Source organism: Micromonospora sp. NPDC049201 (genome assembly GCF_055586805.1).
The window spans coordinates 778,720-795,259 of record NZ_JBVJHM010000001.1 but is presented as its reverse complement, the minus strand read 5'-3'; the positions used below and the strand labels follow the sequence as shown (position 1 = coordinate 795,259).

Below are 16,540 nucleotides of genomic sequence, written 5' to 3'. Positions count from 1 at the left end.
GTGGTGAACCCGGGGACGCCCATCCGCGTCGAGTTGACCGCCGACGAGGTGCGGGCCCTGGTCCGCCCGGCGCGTGCCCAGGAGCGGGTGCCCGAACCGGCCGCCGAGGGGACCTCGACGGCGACGGAGCCACTGAGGATGCCCCGGGGGCAACGCTTCGCGCGCCGACTCCTTCGCCGTGGTTACGACACCAGGGAGGTCGACGCGTTCGCCGAGCGCATCGAGGCGACGCTCGCCCACCACCAACACGGCACGATGCCCAGCCTGAGCCCGGTGACCGCCCGGGAGGTGCACGACGTCGTCTTCCAGGTGCGTTTCAACGGATACGACGAGTGGCAGGTCGACCTCTGGCTGGACCGGGTGGAGCGGGCGATCGGCGACGCCGAACGGTAGTCTCCCCCGCTCCCTGTTGACAGCGGGCGACTTCGTTCATACCTTCATCGAAGACTATCTTTATAGTTTGTTTACCGTTCGGCGGGGCCGGCCGCCCGGACACCGAACGCCCCCACCACCGCAGGAGGCACCCCGTGCGCAGCATCCGTACCGCCGCCGCCCTGGCGATGGCGGCGGTCGGCCTCACGGCCGCCCTCACCACCGTCCCGAGCACCCCGGCGATGGCCGCCCCCGGCGCGGTCACCTGGTCCGACGACTTCACCGGCCCGGCCGGCGCCGCCCCCGACGCGAGCAAGTGGCGTTACGACATCGGCGGCGGCGGTTGGGGCAACAACGAGTTGCAGTACTACACCAACAGCACCCGCAACGCCGCGCTCGACGGCAACGGCAACCTGGTCATCACCGCCCGCAAGGAGAACCCGGCCGGCTACGGCTGCTGGTACGGAAACTGCCAGTACACCTCGGCCCGGCTGCTCACCAACGGCACGTTCGCCCAGGCGTACGGCCGGTTCGAGGCGCGCATCAAGATCCCGCGCGGGCAGGGGCTGTGGCCGGCGTTCTGGATGCTCGGCAACGACATCGGCAGCAACCCGTGGCCCAACAGCGGCGAGATCGACATCATGGAGAACGTCGGCTACGCCCCGTCCACGGTGTGGGGCACGCTGCACGGCCCGGGCTACTCCGGGGCCAACGGCATCGGCGCGTCCACCTCGCTGCCGAACGGCCAGGCGCTCGCCGACGCGTTCCACACGTTCGCCGTCGACTGGGCCCCCGACTCGATCACCTGGTATCTCGACGGGGTGGCCTACTCGCGCAAGACGCCGGCCGACGCGGGCGGCAACCGCTGGGTCTTCGACCACCCGTTCTTCATGATCATGAACGTGGCGGTCGGCGGCAACTGGCCCGGCTCGCCGGACGGCTCCACCACGTTCCCGCAGACCATGACCGTCGACTACGTCCGCGTGCAGGCCTGGGACACCGGCGGCGGGGGCACCGGCGGGCCGATCGTCGGGTACGGCAACAAGTGCGTCGACGTGGCGAGCGCGAGCACCGCCAACGGCACCGCCGTGCAGCTCTGGTCCTGCAACGGCACCGCCGCCCAGCGCTGGACCTGGAACGCCGACGGCTCGGTGCGCGCGCTCGGCAAGTGCCTCGACGTGGCCTCCGGGTCCACCGCCAGCGGCGCCAAGGTGCAGCTCTACGACTGCAACGGCACCGGCGCGCAGAAGTGGGTGTTCAGCGCCGCCGGCGACATCGTGAACCCGCAGGCCAACAAGTGCCTGGACGCCACCGGCAACAGCTCGGCCGACGGCACCAGGTTGCAGATCTGGGACTGCACCGGCGGCGCCAACCAGAAGTGGCGGCGCTGACCGGCCGGTGAGCCCGGGGCGGGCGGCGCCCACCGCCCGCCCCGGCACCCGCGCCGCCGGTACGATGAGGCGGCGCCATCCCACCCCTCTCCCGAGACGGCGACGCCATGAGCGGGTTCACCACCGGAACCGTCCCCACCGCCCGGCTGCTCCTGCTGCCGCTGGCCGTCGCGCACGCCGAGGAGATGGCCGCCGTGCTCGCCGACCCGGCGCTGCACACCTTCATCGGCGGCAGCCCCGCCGACCCGGTGGCGCTGCGCGCCCGCTACGAGCGGTTGGTCGCCGGCTCCCCCGATCCGGGCGAGTCGTGGTGCAACTGGGTCATCCGGCTCCGCGACGACGGCCCGCTGACCGGGTTCGTCCAGGCCACCGTCACCGCACCCGTGGGGCCGCCCCGGCACGCGGCCACGGCGGGCGTCCGGGCGGTCGGGCACCGGCACCGCGACGACACGGAGCCGGTCGACGCCGGGCCGGTCGCGGAGATCGCCTGGGTGGTGGGCACGCCCTGGCAGGGACGCGGGATCGCCACCGAGGCCGCCCGGGGGATGACCGGCTGGCTCGGGCGGCGCGGTGTGCGTACCCTCGTGGCCCACATCCATCCCGACCACCGCGCGTCGGCGGCGGTGGCCACCGCCTGCGGTCTGGCCCCGACGGACGTGTGGCACGACGGCGAGGTCCGCTGGACGGGCCCGGCCCCCGCCTGAGTCGACCGAGGAGTTCGCGTCGGAGCCGGCCCGGAACCGGGACGCGAACTCCTTGATCACCGGCGACGGGCCCGGGGGTGGTCAGAAGGGGGCGTCGACGGCCAGGCGGCGGACCTGGGTGAGGTAGGGGTCCAGTTCGCCGACCTCGAAGCGGCAGGTGCCGATGACGTGCCAGAACTGGCCGCCCGGGTCGCCGTCCAGCTTGTAGCGGCCGTCCGGGCTGACCGCCGCCCAGCCGTCCGGCAGACCGATCAGCGTGGTCCGCAACTGGGCGTGCTCCGGGTCGGCCACGTCCCACAGCCGGACCGTGCCGTCGTCGCCGGCGCTGGCCAGCAGGCTGCTGTCCGGGCTGAAGTGCACCGACCAGACCCGCCGGGTGTGCGCGGCGAGGGTGCCGTGCAGCCGCCCGGTGCCCGGGTCCCAGAGCCGGATCACCAGGTCGTCGCCGGCGGTGGCGAGCAGGTTGCCGTCCGGGCTGAACGCGCACGACCAGAGCCGGCCGGTGTGCTCGGTGAGCACCGTGCGCGCCTCCCCGGTGGCCACGTCCCACACCACCGCGGTGCCGTCGTTGCCGGCGCTGGCCAGCAGCGTTCCCTCGCTGTTGAAGCCGATCGAGTAGACCCGTTCGGTGTGGTGCTCCAGGGTCAGCCGGCAGGTGGCGGTGGCCGCGTCCCACAGCCGGACCATCTGGTCGTCGCAGCCGGTGGCGATGGTCTCGCCGTCCGGGCTGAACGCCACCGTGCGGACCCGGCCCCGGTGCGGGGTGAGCGTGGCGAAGTGCCGGCCGGTGCGGCGGTACCAGAGGCGGACCGTGTCGTCGTCGTTCGCGGTGGCCAGGGCGTCGCCGTCGGGGCTGAACGCGACCGCCCAGACGTGGTCGGTGTCCACGTTGAGTTCCCGCTCGTCCGCGCCGGTGTCGGTGTTCCACAGGTGCACGCCGCCGTCGCCGCTCGGCGTGGCGACCAGCGGCTCGTCCGGGCAGAAGACCACCGAGAGCAGGCGGTCGGCGGGGGTGGCGAGCTGCCGCAGCAGGCGGCCGGTGCGCGGTTCCCAGAGCCGGACCACGCCGTCGTTGCCGCAGGCGGCCAGCACCTCCCCGTCGTCGCGGAAGGAGAGCGCGGTGACCCGCCGGCCGTGCCCGCGCAGCGTGTGCTGGAGCTGCCCGCTGCGCACGTCCCACAGCCGGGTGGTGCCGTCGTTGCTGCTGGTCGCCACCTGGTTCTGGTCCGGCCGCCAGACCACCGGCCAGACCGAGCCGCGGTGCCGGGTCAACTCGTGCCGCACCTGGCCGTCGACGGTGTCCCAGAGCTGGATCGCGCCGTCGCTGGCCGCGGTGGCGAGCAGGCTGCCGTCACCGTTGAACCGGACGCTGTAGATCGCGCCGCGCTGCCGGCCGAGCACCCGGACCGGCCGGCCGGTCTCGGTCTCCCACAGCCGCAGCGCGCCGTGCGTGTCGCCGGTGGCCATCAGCGTGCCGTCGGGGCTGATGTCCAGCGCGTACACGTCGGCCTCGTGGCCGCGCGGCTGCCGCAGCAGCTCGCCGTCGGAGGCCCGGCGCACCCAGACCCGGCCGTGCTGCCCGACGGCGGCCAGCAGCCGGCCGTCCGGCGAGTGCACCACCCGGTAGACCACCTCCGGCTCCCGCACCTCGAACGCGAGCCGGCCGGTGTGGATGTCCCAGCCGCGGACCGCGCCGGCGCTGTCCACCACCACCACCCGTCGGCCGTCCGGACTGAACGAGGTGCCCCAGATCGGCGCGTCGTGCCCCGGCCACTCGTGGCGCAGCCGCGCGGTGCGGGTGTCGAAGAGCCGGACCACGCCGGCCGCGTCGCCGACCACCAGCCGGCCCCGGCGCTCGTCGGTGAGCAGCGGCCACACCCAGCCCGCGAAGACGTCCTCGATGACGTGCCGCACGTCGCCGTGGTCGGCGTCCCACAGCCGCACCGTCAGGTCGGCCGCGCCGGTGACGAGCTGGTGCGAGGCGGCGTCGTAGCGCACCGCGTACACCCGGGACCGGTGCCCCTGGAGCGTGCGCACCGGCAGCCCGGTGGCGGTGTCGCAGAGCAGCACGCCACCGTCGTCGCTGCCCACCGCCAGCACCGCGCCGTCCGGGCTGTACGCCACCGGCACCGGCAGCCGGCCCACCTCGAAGCCGTACCCGACGCCCACCGCGGGCGGCGCCAGCCCGGGCGCGACCGGCCGGCCCGGCGCGACGACCGCGCCGCGCAGCTCCGGCGCGCGCAGCAACGCCGGGTCGGCGCTCACGTCGATCAGCGCGGTGCGGTGCCAGCTGCTGCCGGCGATCCGCGCGCCGCGCAGGTCGGCCCGGAACAGCCGGGCGCCGGCCAGCTCCGCGCCGCGCAGGTCCGCCCCGGCGAGCCGCGCCTGGTCCAGGCGCGCGCCGCGCAGCCGGGCGTGTTCCAGCCGCGCCTCGGTCAGGTTCGTCGCCACCAGCCGGGTGTCGGTGAGGTCCGCGCCGGTCAGGTCCGCGCCGGCGAGTTCCCGGTGCGACAGGTCCTCGCCGCGCAGCACCGCGCCGCGCAGGTCGGCCCGGTCGGGCAGGCGCAGCCGGGCGGACAGCCGCAGCGCGTTCGCGCGCAGCGTCTCGCCGGCCGACTCGTCGCCGAGCACCCGGGCCGTCCACGCGGTGCAGCGGGCCGGGTCGGCGAGGTCGCCGAGGAACTCCACGGCCAGCGCGGACAGCGACCGGACCGCCAGCGCGGTCGGCTCCTCGCCCCGGTTGAGCTGCTCGGCGACGCCGTCGGCGACCAGCCACTCCATCACCGAGGTGTGGATGAAGCCGAACAGCCCGTCGTCGGTGCGGACCAGCAGGCTGCCCGCGCCGACCGCGTGCGCGGCCTGCGGCCCGGACAGCCGCGACTCGGCCCGCCCGGCGAGCTGGCCGGTGGACTCGGTCAGCTCGGCGAGCCGCAGGTAGGACTCGCCGCTCTCCCAGAGCTGGAACGCCAGCCGGCTCACCGCCTGCCACAGCTCCGGCCGGCGCAGGCTGACCGGGGCCCCCGGGATGCCCTGGGTGCGCCGTTCCTCGAAGTCCAGCCAGGACTCCAGGATCTCCCGGTAGAGCGCGGCGGCGCTGAACGTGCCGCCGGCGCCGGCCACCGCGGCCAGCCGGCCCTCGTCCAGGTTGGCGATGAACCCGAGCATGCGCGGGTTACGGGACAGGCCGAGCAGATCCTTGACGCCGGCCAGCAGGCTCATCCGCTCGCGGGCGGCGGCCTCGTCGCCGTCGTAGCGGTGCCGCAGGAACGCCTCGATCTGGCCGGGGGTGAAGTCCTCCACCGCCAGCACCCGGCGGTGCGGCAGCAGGCCGACCCGCTCGCCCAACGCGGTCAGCACCTGCGAGTTGGTCTTGAAGTGCTGGGTCCGGCTGCTCACCACGATCTTCGCCGCGCCCTCGGCGGCCTGGAGCAGCGTCTCCAGGTGGTCGGCCGCCCGGTCGTAGGTCACCCGGGCCACCAGCTCGTCGAACCCGTCGAAGAGCAGCACGATCCGGCCCTGCCGCAGCATGTACCGGAACGCCTTGAGGTCGATCACCTGCTCACCGTGGTTGGCCAGGTGCGCGGCGACCAGGCCGTCCACCGAGTGCGCCTTGTCCAGCGCGCGCAGCTCGACCAGGATCGGGATCAGGTCCGGTGCGGCGGTCGGCAGCCGGCGGGCCACCTCCCGCAGCGCGAACGTCTTGCCCCGGCCGAAGTCACCGAGCACCAGCACGAACCGGCCGTCCGGGGCGGAGACGGTCTCCAGCAGCTCGTCCACCACGTCCTCGCGGACCCGCTGGTCCGCGCCGACCAGGTGGCGGTAGCGCTGGGGGACGTACTGCCCGGGCGGGTAGAGCCGGTCGGCCTGGAGCCGGGCGGTCTGCGCGGCCACGTAGTCGCGCAGGTCCAGCAGGCCCTGGAACTCGGTCAGGTGCAGCACGCGTACGCCGCGCCGCTGCGCCTCCTCGGCCAGCCCGCGCGGCACCCGGTCGCCGTCGTAGACCAGCTCGGACCCGATGTCCGGGTCGGTGGCGTGCACCCGACGGGCGAACCGGTCCACATCGTCCGGCCCCGGCGTGCCCACGTGCGCGCCGACCCGCTGCTGCCGGACCACCCCGTCGGAGCGGTAGCTGACGTACAGGTGCGGCGGGTCGCCGTCGACACGCCGCACCACCACCCGGTCGTAGCGGGCCTCGCACACCTCGGCGAGCCGGTCCAGCAGCCGCTCCACCGGCGCCGCCGGCGTCGCCGCCGCGGCCGGCGCCCCGCCCTGGGTGGCGCCCTCCACCAGGGCCGGTCGCCTCGGGTCGGGCACCTGGGCCGGGCCGGCCGCGCCGAAGGTGGCCTCGGCGCGGGGCCAGCTCACCGCCGTGGACTCGCCGCCGTCCTCACGGTCGTCGCGGCCCAGCACCCAGCGGGTCAGCCCGTCCGCGCCGAGCCGCAGCACCTGCGCCCGGCCGTCGCGCGGCGCGGCGGCCAGCGGCACCACCGGGTCGACCCGGCCGGCCGGCGCCGCGTCGGAGATCAGCAGGTTGAGCATCGGGCCGACCAGCCGGTTGACCGAGCCACGGTCGCGCAGCGACACCCGGTCCGGCGGGGCCTCGTCGGCGTACGGGCTGCGCGGGCCGGGGGCGTGCGCCATCGCGCCCAGCCGCAGCCAGCCGGACTGCTGGTAGTGGCGCAGCCGCTGGGCGAACCAGCTCGACTGGGCCTCGCCGAGGAAGCCGTAGCGGTCCTCCTCACGGTGGGTGATGGCGATGGTGGAGTTCAGCCCGGCCACCACCACCCGCAGGTCGGGGATCGGGAACAGCGTCCAGGGCTGTTCGCTGTCGAAGAGCCGGTCGTCGAGCCCCTGGTAGAGGTCGTCGAAGAGCCGCGCGTAGTGCCGCCACTTGGGCCAGTAGGGCGGCTGCGGGTCGACGTCGTCGGCCTCGCAGGTGGCGAAGTACGCCCGGCAGGCGGCCATCGTCACGTCCCGCGGGCCGGGCACCACCACGAGGCGGTGCGGTTCCAGGCCGAGCAGCACCCGCAGCCCGGTGAGGAAGCTCAACGCGTCGGAGAACTCACGCGGGGTGCCCGACTCGGTCAGGTTGCCGGCCACCACCAGCAGGTCGGGTCGTGGCACCCCGTCGTTCATCAGCAGCGTCAGGTCACCCATCAGGTGCTCCTGCACCTCGCCGGGGGTGACCGGGGCGCCCGGGTCGAGTACGCCGCGACCGAACCGGGGCCCGGCCACCTGGAGCACCGTGACGGTGTCGCGCGCCGTGGGCGGCGCCACCGCGGCCGGCGGGAACGGCGGCGGGTTGATCGGGGTACGCCGGGGGCGACGCTGCGCGGGCGTCCCGGCGGCGGGCGCGGCGAGCAGGCCGGCCGGATCGTCCGGGTGGTGCGGGAACGCGGGTTGCCGCATCGGCTTGGCCCGACCGTCGAGCGCCTCCCGGATCCGGTCCAGCACCCGGGCGCGCGCCTGCGCCGGGTCGTCCACGCCGACCAGGTCGACGTAGGTGATGGTGGCGAGCAGACCGTCGATCGGGCAGTCCTCGACCCGCACGGTGACCAGCTTGTTGCCGGTGCCGTCCGGGTCGGCGCGCAACGCGGCCTGCCACTCCAGCTTGCCGTACGTGGAGTGCAGGTAGCGTTCGGACAGCACCGCCACCACCACCTCGGCCTCACGGACCCCGCGGTCCATGAAGTCGATGAAGTTGGTGCCGGCCACGAAGTCCCACGCCTGGATCATCGTGCGGTAGCCGGCGGTCTCGAACTCCCACGCCAGCCACGTCGCCCAGCGTTCGTCGGCCGGCGAGTAGCTGATGAAGAAGTCGATGGGGCGGTCGGACCGGGTGGGGTGCGCGCCTACAGCCACGTGGTCATTATGACCACCGACGGTCAACAGATCGACACCCTCGGCCGCACGGTATGCCGCCCATGTCGGGCCGGACCGGTCGGGACGGATGTGCGAGGATCGTCGTTCGTGGAGACCGTCGGCGATCCGCCGTCCGCCGCGCCGGACCGATCCCGTCGGAGCCGGCTGCACGTGCTCGACTGGATCGCGATCGGGCTGGCCGTGGTCGGCGTGTTCTGCGTGCTCACCGGGCTGCTCCCCCGCGCCGACGCCGAGGCCACCGTACGCCGGATCGTGCCCATTCTGATCTTCCTCGGCACGGTGGTGGTGCTGGCCGAGCTGACCGCGGTGGCCGGCGTGTTCGACGCGCTCGCCGCCCGGGTGGCGATCACCGCGCGGGGCAGCTTCCGGGCGCTGTTCTGGCTCTGCGTCGGTTTCGCCTCGGTCACCACCATCGCGCTCAACCTGGACACCACCGCGGTGCTGCTGACGCCGGTGATGATCGCGCTGGCCCGGACGCTGAACGTGCCGCCGACGCCGCTGGCCATGACCACGGTCTGGCTGGCCAACACCGCGAGCCTGCTGCTGCCGGTGTCCAACCTGACAAACATCCTGGCCAGCGACCGGATCGGCCTGGACCCGGTGCCGTGGGCGGCCCGGATGTGGTGGCCGCAGCTCGTCGCCATCGCGATCACCATGCTGCTGCTGTGGTGGTGGTACTGGCGACCGGCCCGCGCCGGGGCCGACCCGTTCGTCCCGCCGCCGCCGTACGTGGCGCCGGACCGGCTGCTCTACCGCACCGCGCTGGCCGCCTGCCTGCTCTTCGTCGGCGGCGTCCTGGCCGGGGTGGAGATCGGCGTCGCCTCCGGGGTGGCCGCCGCGATCGTGGTGGCCGGCTTCGCGGCACGCGCCCGGCACCGGCTGCGGCCGGCGCTGGTGCCGTGGCGGCTGCTGGTGTTCGTCACCGGCCTGTTCCTGGTGGTGCAGACCATCGGCCGGCACGGCCTGGACGGCGTGATGGGCGCGCTGATCGGCGCCGATCCGGGTGCGGAGGGGGCGCTGCGGGCGGGCGCGGTCGGCGCGCTGTTCAGCAACGTGGTCAACAACCTGCCGGCGTACGTGGCCGGCGAGGCGGTGATCGCCGCCGACCGGCACACCCAACTGCTGGCGCTGCTGATCGGCACGAACGTGGGTCCGCTGGCCACGCCGTGGGCGTCGCTGGCCACGCTGATCTGGTACGAGCGATGCCGGGCCGCCGGCGTGGCGGTGCCGTTGGGCCGGTTCGTGGCGACCAGCGCCGCGCTGGCCGCCCTCGCCACGGCGGGCACGGTGGCCGCGCTGCTGATCGGCCCCGGCGCCTGACCCGCCCCGCGCGTCGGGAGGTCAACGCTCGCGGTGGCGCAACCGGCGGACCGTGTAAAGCAGCGCGCTCGCGGCGAACAGCACGGCGCTGACCGCCAGCCAGCGTCGCAGCAGCGGTTCGGGCGTCAGCCCGGTGGCCGCCGAGTACGTGCCGTCGCCGAGCCCGAGCACGCCGGGCAGATAGACCAGCAGCAGGAGCCCCGAGCCGAGCGCCGGCACCCGCACGTGGTTGCGCACCGCCGGGCCGAAGCGACGCAGCAGCCGGTCGAGGGTCGCGTACGCCGGGAACAGCACCAGGTCGTGGGCGACCACCGCGCCGACGAACCAGAGCAGCATCCGCCCCGCGGTCGGTTCGCCGGCCAGCCGCAGCGCGATCCAGCCGGTCACCGTGAAGCAACCGACCAGGAGCGCCAGGTGCCACCACGCCGCGCCGTACGCCCGCCGGAGCTCAGCCATCGAACTCGATCTCCTCGACCCACTTGGTGCAGTGCACGCCGGGCAGCGCCGGCACGATGATCCGGGCCGGGAAGCCGTGGTCGGGGCTCAGGTCGACGCCGTTGACCCGCAACGCGAGCAGCGCGTCCGGGTCGCTGACCTGGCCGCCGTGCAGGGTGGCCCGGCTGAACAGCCCGCCGCGTTCCAGCGAACGGACCCGTGCCGTGGCCGGCTCCGCGGCGCCGACCATCGCGGCGAGGTCCCGAAGGCGTACCCCGGTCCAGGTCTGCAACGTCGACCAGCCCTCCACGCAGGCGATCGGCAGCGTGGCGGTGTGCTGCGGCAGCGCGAGCAGCCGGTCGCGGTCGAGCGTTTCGGTCCGGTCGCCGGCGCGCACCGTCAGCGACCAGCCCGACCCGGTCCGGTCCGGCGTGACGCCGGCCGCGGCGGCGGTGCGGTTGACCGGGAAACCGGTCGGCCCGTCGCCGATCCGCCGGCCGCGCGGCAGCAGCAGCGCGGTGCCCCGTAGCGCGTCGACGCCCTGCCCCACGGTGAGCGCGGCCAGCAGCAACGCGCCGCCGCCGGCCAGCGCCAGCACGCCGCGCCGGCTCGTCGTCGCCGGGCCGGGGCGGCGTGCCACCAGGCCGTCCGGGTCCGCCGGCTCCGGCCGGGTCCGGGCCAGCGGGGTACGCGCGAAGCCCGGCCCGCGCAGCGCGGTCACCAGCCGGGGCAGCTTGACCGCCACGTGCACCACCAGCGCCACCGTGAAGATCCAGGCGCCGTACCAGTGCGCGGTGTAGAAGTCGAAGCCGAACAGGTACGCGTACTGCACGTTGAGCAGGCCGGTGGCGCTCTGGAACAGGATGCCGCCGACCAGCAGCAGCAACGACAGCCGCTCCAGCACCTGCGCGCCGGAACGGGCTGGTGGCCAGGCGAACAGCTTCGGCACCACCGACCAGAGCTTGGCCAGCACCACCGGCACCAGCACGATCCCGAGCGTCACGTGCAGCCCCTGGGTGACCCGGAACAGCCACGCCGGTCGGGTCGGCCAGTCGAACACCGGCGGGTGCAGCCACCCCACGTCCCGGGGGAACGCCTGGTCGAAGCGGGGGCCGTAGGCGATCCAGTCGAGCAGCCCGGTGACGATCACCAGCGGCAGGGTGGCCAGCAGCACGGCGCCCAGCACGGAGGTCAGCCACGGTCCGCGTACCGGGCTGCGCCAGGCGCGGTCGACCGCGTCGACGCCCGGGGGACGGTGGCGGTCCAGGGCACGCCAGAGCTGGGCCGGCGCGGCGTACCGCGGCTCGGTCGCGGCGGGCGCGGGGTCGTCCGCTGGTGGGACGTCGGTGGGCACGGGCACCTCCTCCGGCGACGGGGCCGACCGGTCGGCCGGCGCTTCCGGATGGGACGCTAGACGCCGCCGGTCGCCCGCGACGGCGTTTGCCGCATTACCGAAGCCTTACCGCGGTCGTCCTCACGGACCGCCTTACCGCGGTCGTCCTTACGGACCGCTGACGTCGGACGTGAACCGGCCGCCGGCCCGACCCGGGTGCCCTAGCGTGGGCCGGTATGCGGGTACTGCTCACCGGCGCGGCCGGCTTCATCGGATCGCAGATCGCCGACCTGCTGGCGGCCGAGGGCCACGAGCCGGTCTGCCTGGACGCCCTGTTGCCGCAGGCGCACGGCGGCGCGCTGCCGGAATGGTCCCGGCGGCACGACCCGACCGTCGGTGACGTCCGCGACGCCGGGCTGCTGGACCGGCTGCTGGCTGGCGTGGACGCGGTCTGTCACCAGGCGGCCATGGTCGGGCACGGGCTCGACCCGTCCGACGCGCCGGACTACGCCGGGCACAACGATCTCGGCACGGCGGTGCTGCTCGCCGCCATGCACCGCGCCGGGGTACGCCGGCTGGTGCTGGCCAGCTCGATGGTGGTCTACGGCGAGGGGCGCTACACCTGCGCCCGGCACGGCGTGGTGCGTCCCGCCGCGCGCCGCGCCGCCGACCTGGCCGCCGGCCGCTACGACCCGACCTGCCCCGGCTGCGGCGACCCGCTCACCCCGGCGCTGGTACCCGAGGACGCGCCGCTGGAGCCGCGCAGCACGTACGCGGCCAGCAAACTCGCCCAGGAGCACTACGCCGCGGCGTGGGCCCGGCAGACCGGCGGCGGTGTGTGGGCACTGCGCTACCACAACGTCTACGGTCCGCGGATGCCCCGCGACACCCCGTACGCCGGGGTGGCCTCGCTGTTCCGCTCGGCGCTGGCCGCCGGTCGCGCCCCGGTCGTGCTGGAGGACGGCCGGCAGCGGCGGGACTTCGTGCACGTCACGGACGTGGCGCGGGTGAACCTGCTGGCGTTGACCGCGCCGCCGCCGGACGGCCTGGTGCCGATGAACGTCTGCTCCGGCGAGCCGCACACCGTGGGCGACCTGGCGACCGCGCTGGCCGAGGCCATGGGCGGCCCGGCACCGGAGATCGCCGGCGGCGCGCGGGCGGCCGACGTCCGGCACGTGGTGGCCGACCCGACCCGCGCCCGCGACCTGCTCGGCTACACCGCGCGGGTCACCTTCACCGACGGCGTCAAAGCCTTCGCCACCGACCCCCTCCGCTCCCCCGCCACCCTCTCCCCCCAACCCGCCTGACCCCCGCCCCCGCCCCTCCTCGGGGCCGCCCACCCCCCCCTCGGGCCACAGTTTCCCGGAAAGAGTGGCTATTCCGCCCGCGACAGCCCCTCTTTCCGGGAAACCGCGCGGCCTCGATGGGGGCGTGGGCGGGGGTCAGGAGACGGTGAGGAGGAGGTGGTTGACGAGGAGGGCGGTCACGGCCTGGGCGGCGAGCCAGCGGCGGTGGGTCGACGGGGGCAGGTGCGCGGCGGCGACGAGCAGCCAGACCACGAACGGCAGCCAGATCCGCTCCACCTCGGCCTTGCTCATCCCGGACAGGTCGGCGGCGGCCACCACCAGCGCGGCGGCGGCCGGAAGCAGCACCGTCGGCCCGAGCCCGACCAGCCGTCCGGTCCACCCGGTCCACCCGGGGCGGCGAGTGCCGACCGGGCCGGCAGCCGACCAGGCGGCGCGCGCCGCGACGGCGGTACGACGCAGCGCCGGCCCGAGCACCGGCCCGGCGGAGAGCAGCAGCGCGGCCAGGTTCGCCCATACCCAGTACGCGTACGGGCGGTCGGCCGCCCAGCCCTGGTAGTAGCGCTCTACGACCCGGTCGTACCCCTCCCACCACCGGAAACCGGAGAGCACGAACAGCGCCGTGACGGCCGAGACGCCGGCGGTGGCGGCGACCAGGGCGGCCCGGCGGCGGTCGGGCCGCAGCGCCGACACGGTCACCGCCAGCGCGCCGACCAGCACGAACCCGTACGACAGGTGCAGCGCGAAGCCGAGCAGCAGGCCGCCGGCCAGCGCGGCGAGCGGTCCGCGTACCGCCAGCAGCGCGAGCCCGGCGGCGACCACGCCGGTGAACACCGCGTCGGCGGAGGCGCCCAGCCACACCGCGCCGGGCAGCAGCACCAGGAACGGCAGCACCGCCCGGGCCGCGTCGGCGGCGCCCAGCGCGCGCAACGTGACCGGCACCGAGACCACCACGGTCGCGCCGACCAGGACGCAGCACAGCGCGGCGGCGGCGCCCCCGCCCAACCCGACCCGGTCCAGCCAGACGAAGACCAGCAGCGCGCCCGGCGGATGCCCGGCGGTGTGGGTGGACCAGGAGTCGGGCTGGAAGTCCAGGATGCGGTCGGTGAAGCCGGCCAGCATGCGGGGAATGTCGGTCACCCCGGGCACCTCGTGCAGGTACTCCGCCTGCGGCGTCAACCGTCGCGTCAGCCCGGCCGTCCAGCCGTCCACCAGGGCCAGCGCCAGCGTCCAGGCCACCGCCGCCAGCCAGCCGGCCGCCAGCAGCGGCCCCCATCGGGCGGTCCGGGCCCAGCGCAGTCCCGGTCCGAGCACGGCGAGCGCGACGAGCGCCGCGAGCGGCGTACCCCAACCGGCGTGCGGACGCCAGGTGGCGTAGAGCGGCGCCGCGTCGGCGTGCAGGCCCACGCCACGCCGGTTGAGCACCAGGCCGACCACGACGGCGGCGGCGAGCAGCGCCGCCTCGACCGCGACCACGACCAGGTCGCCCCGGTGCGGGGAGCCGGTCCGGTCCGCGGCGGGGGCGCGACGCAGGGTGGGTGCGGATCTCATGACGACCGCACGGTACGGGGGGCCGGCGCGGGACGGGACCGCAACCGCCGGCCCGTCACGGGATGGTAAGAAATGCCTGCTCGTAACGGTTCTGTAAGCACGATCGAGGGCTCGGTCGGGCGGCGGTCGGCCTAGCGTCGGCGGCATGCGGACACAGATCGACGTGGTGCTGCCGTGCCTGGACGAGGCCGCCGCCCTGCCCGGCGTGCTGAACGCGTTACCGCCGGGTTACCGGGCGATCGTGGTGGACAACGGCTCCCGGGACGGCTCGCCCGAGGTGGCGGCCCGGCACGGCGCCCGGGTGGTACGCGAACCGCGTCGCGGTTACGGCGCGGCCGTGCACACCGGGCTGGAGGCCGCCGGGACGGAGCTGGTCTGCGTCCTGGACGCGGACGGCTCGTTCGACCCGGCGGAGCTGCCGGCGCTCGTCGCCCCGGTCGCGGCCGGCACGGCCGACCTGGCGGTGGGGCGCCGTCGGCCGGTGTCGGCCGGCGCCTGGCCGTGGCACGCGCGGGCGGGCACCGCGCTGGTCGCCGCGTTGCTCCGGCAGCGTGGGGTGCCGCTGCGTGACCTCAGTCCGATCCGGGTGGCCCGCCGCGAGGCGTTGCTGGCGCTCGGCGTCACCGACCGGGCGTTCGGTTATCCGGTGGAGTTGATGATCCGGGCGGCGGCGGCCGGCTGGCGGATCCACGAGCACGACGTCCGCTACGCCCCGCGCGCCGCCGGCACGAAGTCCAAGGTGTCCGGCTCGGTACGCGGCACGGTCCGCGCCACCCGGGACTTCCTCACCGTGCTGCGCAGTGTGGACGGCCGACGGTGACCGTCCTGCTGGTGGTGGCGAAGGCCCCGGTGCCGGGGGCGGTGAAGACGCGGCTGTGCCCGCCGGCCACCCCGGCCCAGGCGGCCCGGATCGCCGCCGCCGCCCTGCGCGACACGCTGGACGCGGTCGCCGCCACCGGAGGCGTGACGCCGGTGCTGGCGCTGGCCGGGCGGCTGGCCGACGCCGAGGAGGGCGCGGACCTCGCCGCCTCGGTCGCCGGCTGGCCGGTGCTGCCGCAGTGGGGTGACGGCCTCGCCGAGCGGCTGGCCCACGCGCACGCCGACGTGGCACACGCGTACCCGGGGCGGCCGGTGCTCCAGATCGGCATGGACACCCCGCAGGTGACGCCGGCGCTGCTCGCCGACGGCGTACGCCGGTTGGCCGCGCCCGGCGTCGACGCGGTGCTCGGCCCGGCGGCGGACGGCGGCTGGTGGGCGCTGGGGTTGCGCGACCCGCGCCGCGCGGCGGCGTTGCGCGCGGTGCCGATGTCCACCGCCGACACCGGCCGGCTCACCTACGCGGCGTTGTGCGACGCGGGCCTGCGGGTGGGGGCCCTGCCCACGCTGCGCGACGTGGACGACTGGGCCGACGCCCGCGCGGTGGCCCGGGGCGTGCCCGGCGGCCGGTTCGCCCGCGAGGTCGCCGCGCTGCGACCCGCCCTGGTGGCGATGTCGCCCGATCGTCGACCGAAGGCGGTTCGATGAGCGCCGGCCCCGCGAGCGCGACCAGCGAGCCGGGGCTGCGGACCCGCCAGACGCCGACCCGGACCGGCCCGGCGAGCGCGACCGGTGTGCCGGCCGGTGTGGAGGCCTTCGGCATCGCGCTGCGCGAGCGTGCCGGCAGTCACTGGCTGGTGCAGGCCGACGGGGTTCGCCGGCGGCTGCCGGTGGAACGGTGGCACGGCCCCGCGGAGGCGGCGACCGCCACGGTGGTGGCCCGCTGCCACGGTCCGGCGTTGGACCTGGGGTGCGGGCCGGGCCGGCTCACCGCGGCGCTCACCCGGGCCGGTCTGGCCGCGCTCGGCGTCGACGTCTGCCCACGGGCGGTGGCGCTGACCCGGGCGCGCGGCGCGGTCGCGGTGCGCGCCGACCTGTTCGGTCCGCTGCCGGCCGAGGGCCGGTGGCGGCACGTGGTGCTGTTGGACGGCAACATCGGCATCGGCGGCGACCCGACCCGGCTGCTGCGTCGGTGCCGGGAGCTGCTGCACCCGGACGGCACCGTGCTGGTCGAGGTGGACCCGCCTGGCAGCGGCGCCTGGCAGGGCCGGGCGCACGTGGTCTCCGGCCGGCGGCGGGGGCCCAGCTTCGGCTGGGCGCGGCTGGACACCCGGGCGGTGCACGGCCCGGCCACGGCCGCCGGGCTCCCCGTGCGGGACCTGTACCCGGCGGGCGGGCGGTGGTTCGCCGAGCTGGCCGTGGCCTGACCGC

11 protein-coding genes and 1 pseudogene are annotated in these 16,540 nt (G+C 75.7%); 8 read left to right on the top strand and 4 right to left on the bottom strand.

Translation table 11 applies throughout. The annotated features are described in order from the left end of the window. Positions 1-138: 138 nt before the first annotated feature. The 3 genes and pseudogenes from ACZ6O5_RS03255 to ACZ6O5_RS03245 all read left to right on the top strand — a co-directional run. Positions 139-387, top strand: a pseudogene (locus ACZ6O5_RS03255) (DivIVA domain-containing protein); the annotation flags it as partial. Positions 388-527: 140 nt separating this feature from the next. After that, positions 528-1,763: a ricin-type beta-trefoil lectin domain protein gene (locus tag ACZ6O5_RS03250; RefSeq protein ID WP_465974244.1), complete on the top strand. Its 1,236-nt coding sequence runs from the start codon at positions 528-530 to the stop codon at positions 1,761-1,763. A gap of 107 nt (positions 1,764-1,870) precedes the next feature. Continuing rightward, a complete protein-coding gene (locus tag ACZ6O5_RS03245; protein WP_465974243.1) occupies positions 1,871-2,467 on the top strand; it encodes a GNAT family N-acetyltransferase in 597 nt (198 codons plus the stop codon). 81 nt (positions 2,468-2,548) lie between these two features. On the opposite strand, the gene ACZ6O5_RS03240 is transcribed toward ACZ6O5_RS03245, so the two are convergent. Next, on the bottom strand, positions 2,549-8,329 hold the full coding sequence (locus ACZ6O5_RS03240) for a WD40 domain-containing protein (RefSeq protein WP_465974242.1): 5,781 nt from the start codon (positions 8,327-8,329) through the stop codon (positions 2,549-2,551). A gap of 108 nt (positions 8,330-8,437) precedes the next feature. Here ACZ6O5_RS03240 and ACZ6O5_RS03235 point away from each other — a divergent pair, with 108 nt between their 5' ends. Continuing rightward, entirely contained in the window at positions 8,438-9,670 is a 1,233-nt protein-coding gene (locus ACZ6O5_RS03235) for an ArsB/NhaD family transporter (protein WP_281941550.1), read from the top strand. A 21-nt stretch (positions 9,671-9,691) separates the two neighbouring features. On the opposite strand, the gene ACZ6O5_RS03230 is transcribed toward ACZ6O5_RS03235, so the two are convergent. Together ACZ6O5_RS03230 and ACZ6O5_RS03225 are read right to left on the bottom strand one after the other, a co-directional pair. Next, positions 9,692-10,126 carry a hypothetical protein gene (locus ACZ6O5_RS03230; RefSeq protein ID WP_465974241.1) on the bottom strand — a complete coding sequence of 145 codons (435 nt, stop codon included), beginning with the start codon at positions 10,124-10,126 and terminating at the stop codon, positions 9,692-9,694. Continuing rightward, complete coding sequence (locus tag ACZ6O5_RS03225) at positions 10,119-11,459, bottom strand: molybdopterin-dependent oxidoreductase (protein ID WP_465974240.1); 1,341 nt, start codon at positions 11,457-11,459, stop codon at positions 10,119-10,121. Before ACZ6O5_RS03225 ends, ACZ6O5_RS03230 begins: the two co-directional genes overlap by 8 nt. Before the next feature lie 215 nt (positions 11,460-11,674). Between ACZ6O5_RS03225 and ACZ6O5_RS03220 the strand changes: the two genes are divergently transcribed. Then, positions 11,675-12,745, top strand: a complete 1,071-nt coding sequence (locus tag ACZ6O5_RS03220) for an NAD-dependent epimerase/dehydratase family protein (protein ID WP_465974239.1) — start codon at positions 11,675-11,677, stop codon at positions 12,743-12,745. A 135-nt stretch (positions 12,746-12,880) separates the two neighbouring features. Here ACZ6O5_RS03220 and ACZ6O5_RS03215 read toward each other — a convergent pair whose 3' ends face one another. After that, positions 12,881-14,293 (bottom strand): hypothetical protein, encoded by a 1,413-nt coding sequence (locus ACZ6O5_RS03215; RefSeq protein WP_465974238.1) that lies wholly within the window; start codon positions 14,291-14,293, stop codon positions 12,881-12,883. Positions 14,294-14,438: 145 nt separating this feature from the next. Here ACZ6O5_RS03215 and ACZ6O5_RS03210 point away from each other — a divergent pair, with 145 nt between their 5' ends. Genes ACZ6O5_RS03210 through ACZ6O5_RS03200 form a run of 3 tightly spaced genes read left to right on the top strand, consistent with a single transcriptional unit; the run spans position 14,439 to position 16,536 of the window. Further along, on the top strand, positions 14,439-15,113 hold the full coding sequence (locus ACZ6O5_RS03210) for a glycosyltransferase family 2 protein (protein WP_405089601.1): 675 nt from the start codon (positions 14,439-14,441) through the stop codon (positions 15,111-15,113). Next, a complete protein-coding gene (locus tag ACZ6O5_RS03205) occupies positions 15,110-15,817 on the top strand; it encodes a TIGR04282 family arsenosugar biosynthesis glycosyltransferase (RefSeq protein WP_465974237.1) in 708 nt (235 codons plus the stop codon). Before ACZ6O5_RS03210 ends, ACZ6O5_RS03205 begins: the two co-directional genes overlap by 4 nt. Then, on the top strand, positions 15,814-16,536 hold the full coding sequence (locus ACZ6O5_RS03200) for a methyltransferase domain-containing protein (protein ID WP_465974236.1): 723 nt from the start codon (positions 15,814-15,816) through the stop codon (positions 16,534-16,536). Before ACZ6O5_RS03205 ends, ACZ6O5_RS03200 begins: the two co-directional genes overlap by 4 nt. The last annotated feature ends 4 nt before the right edge of the window (positions 16,537-16,540 follow it).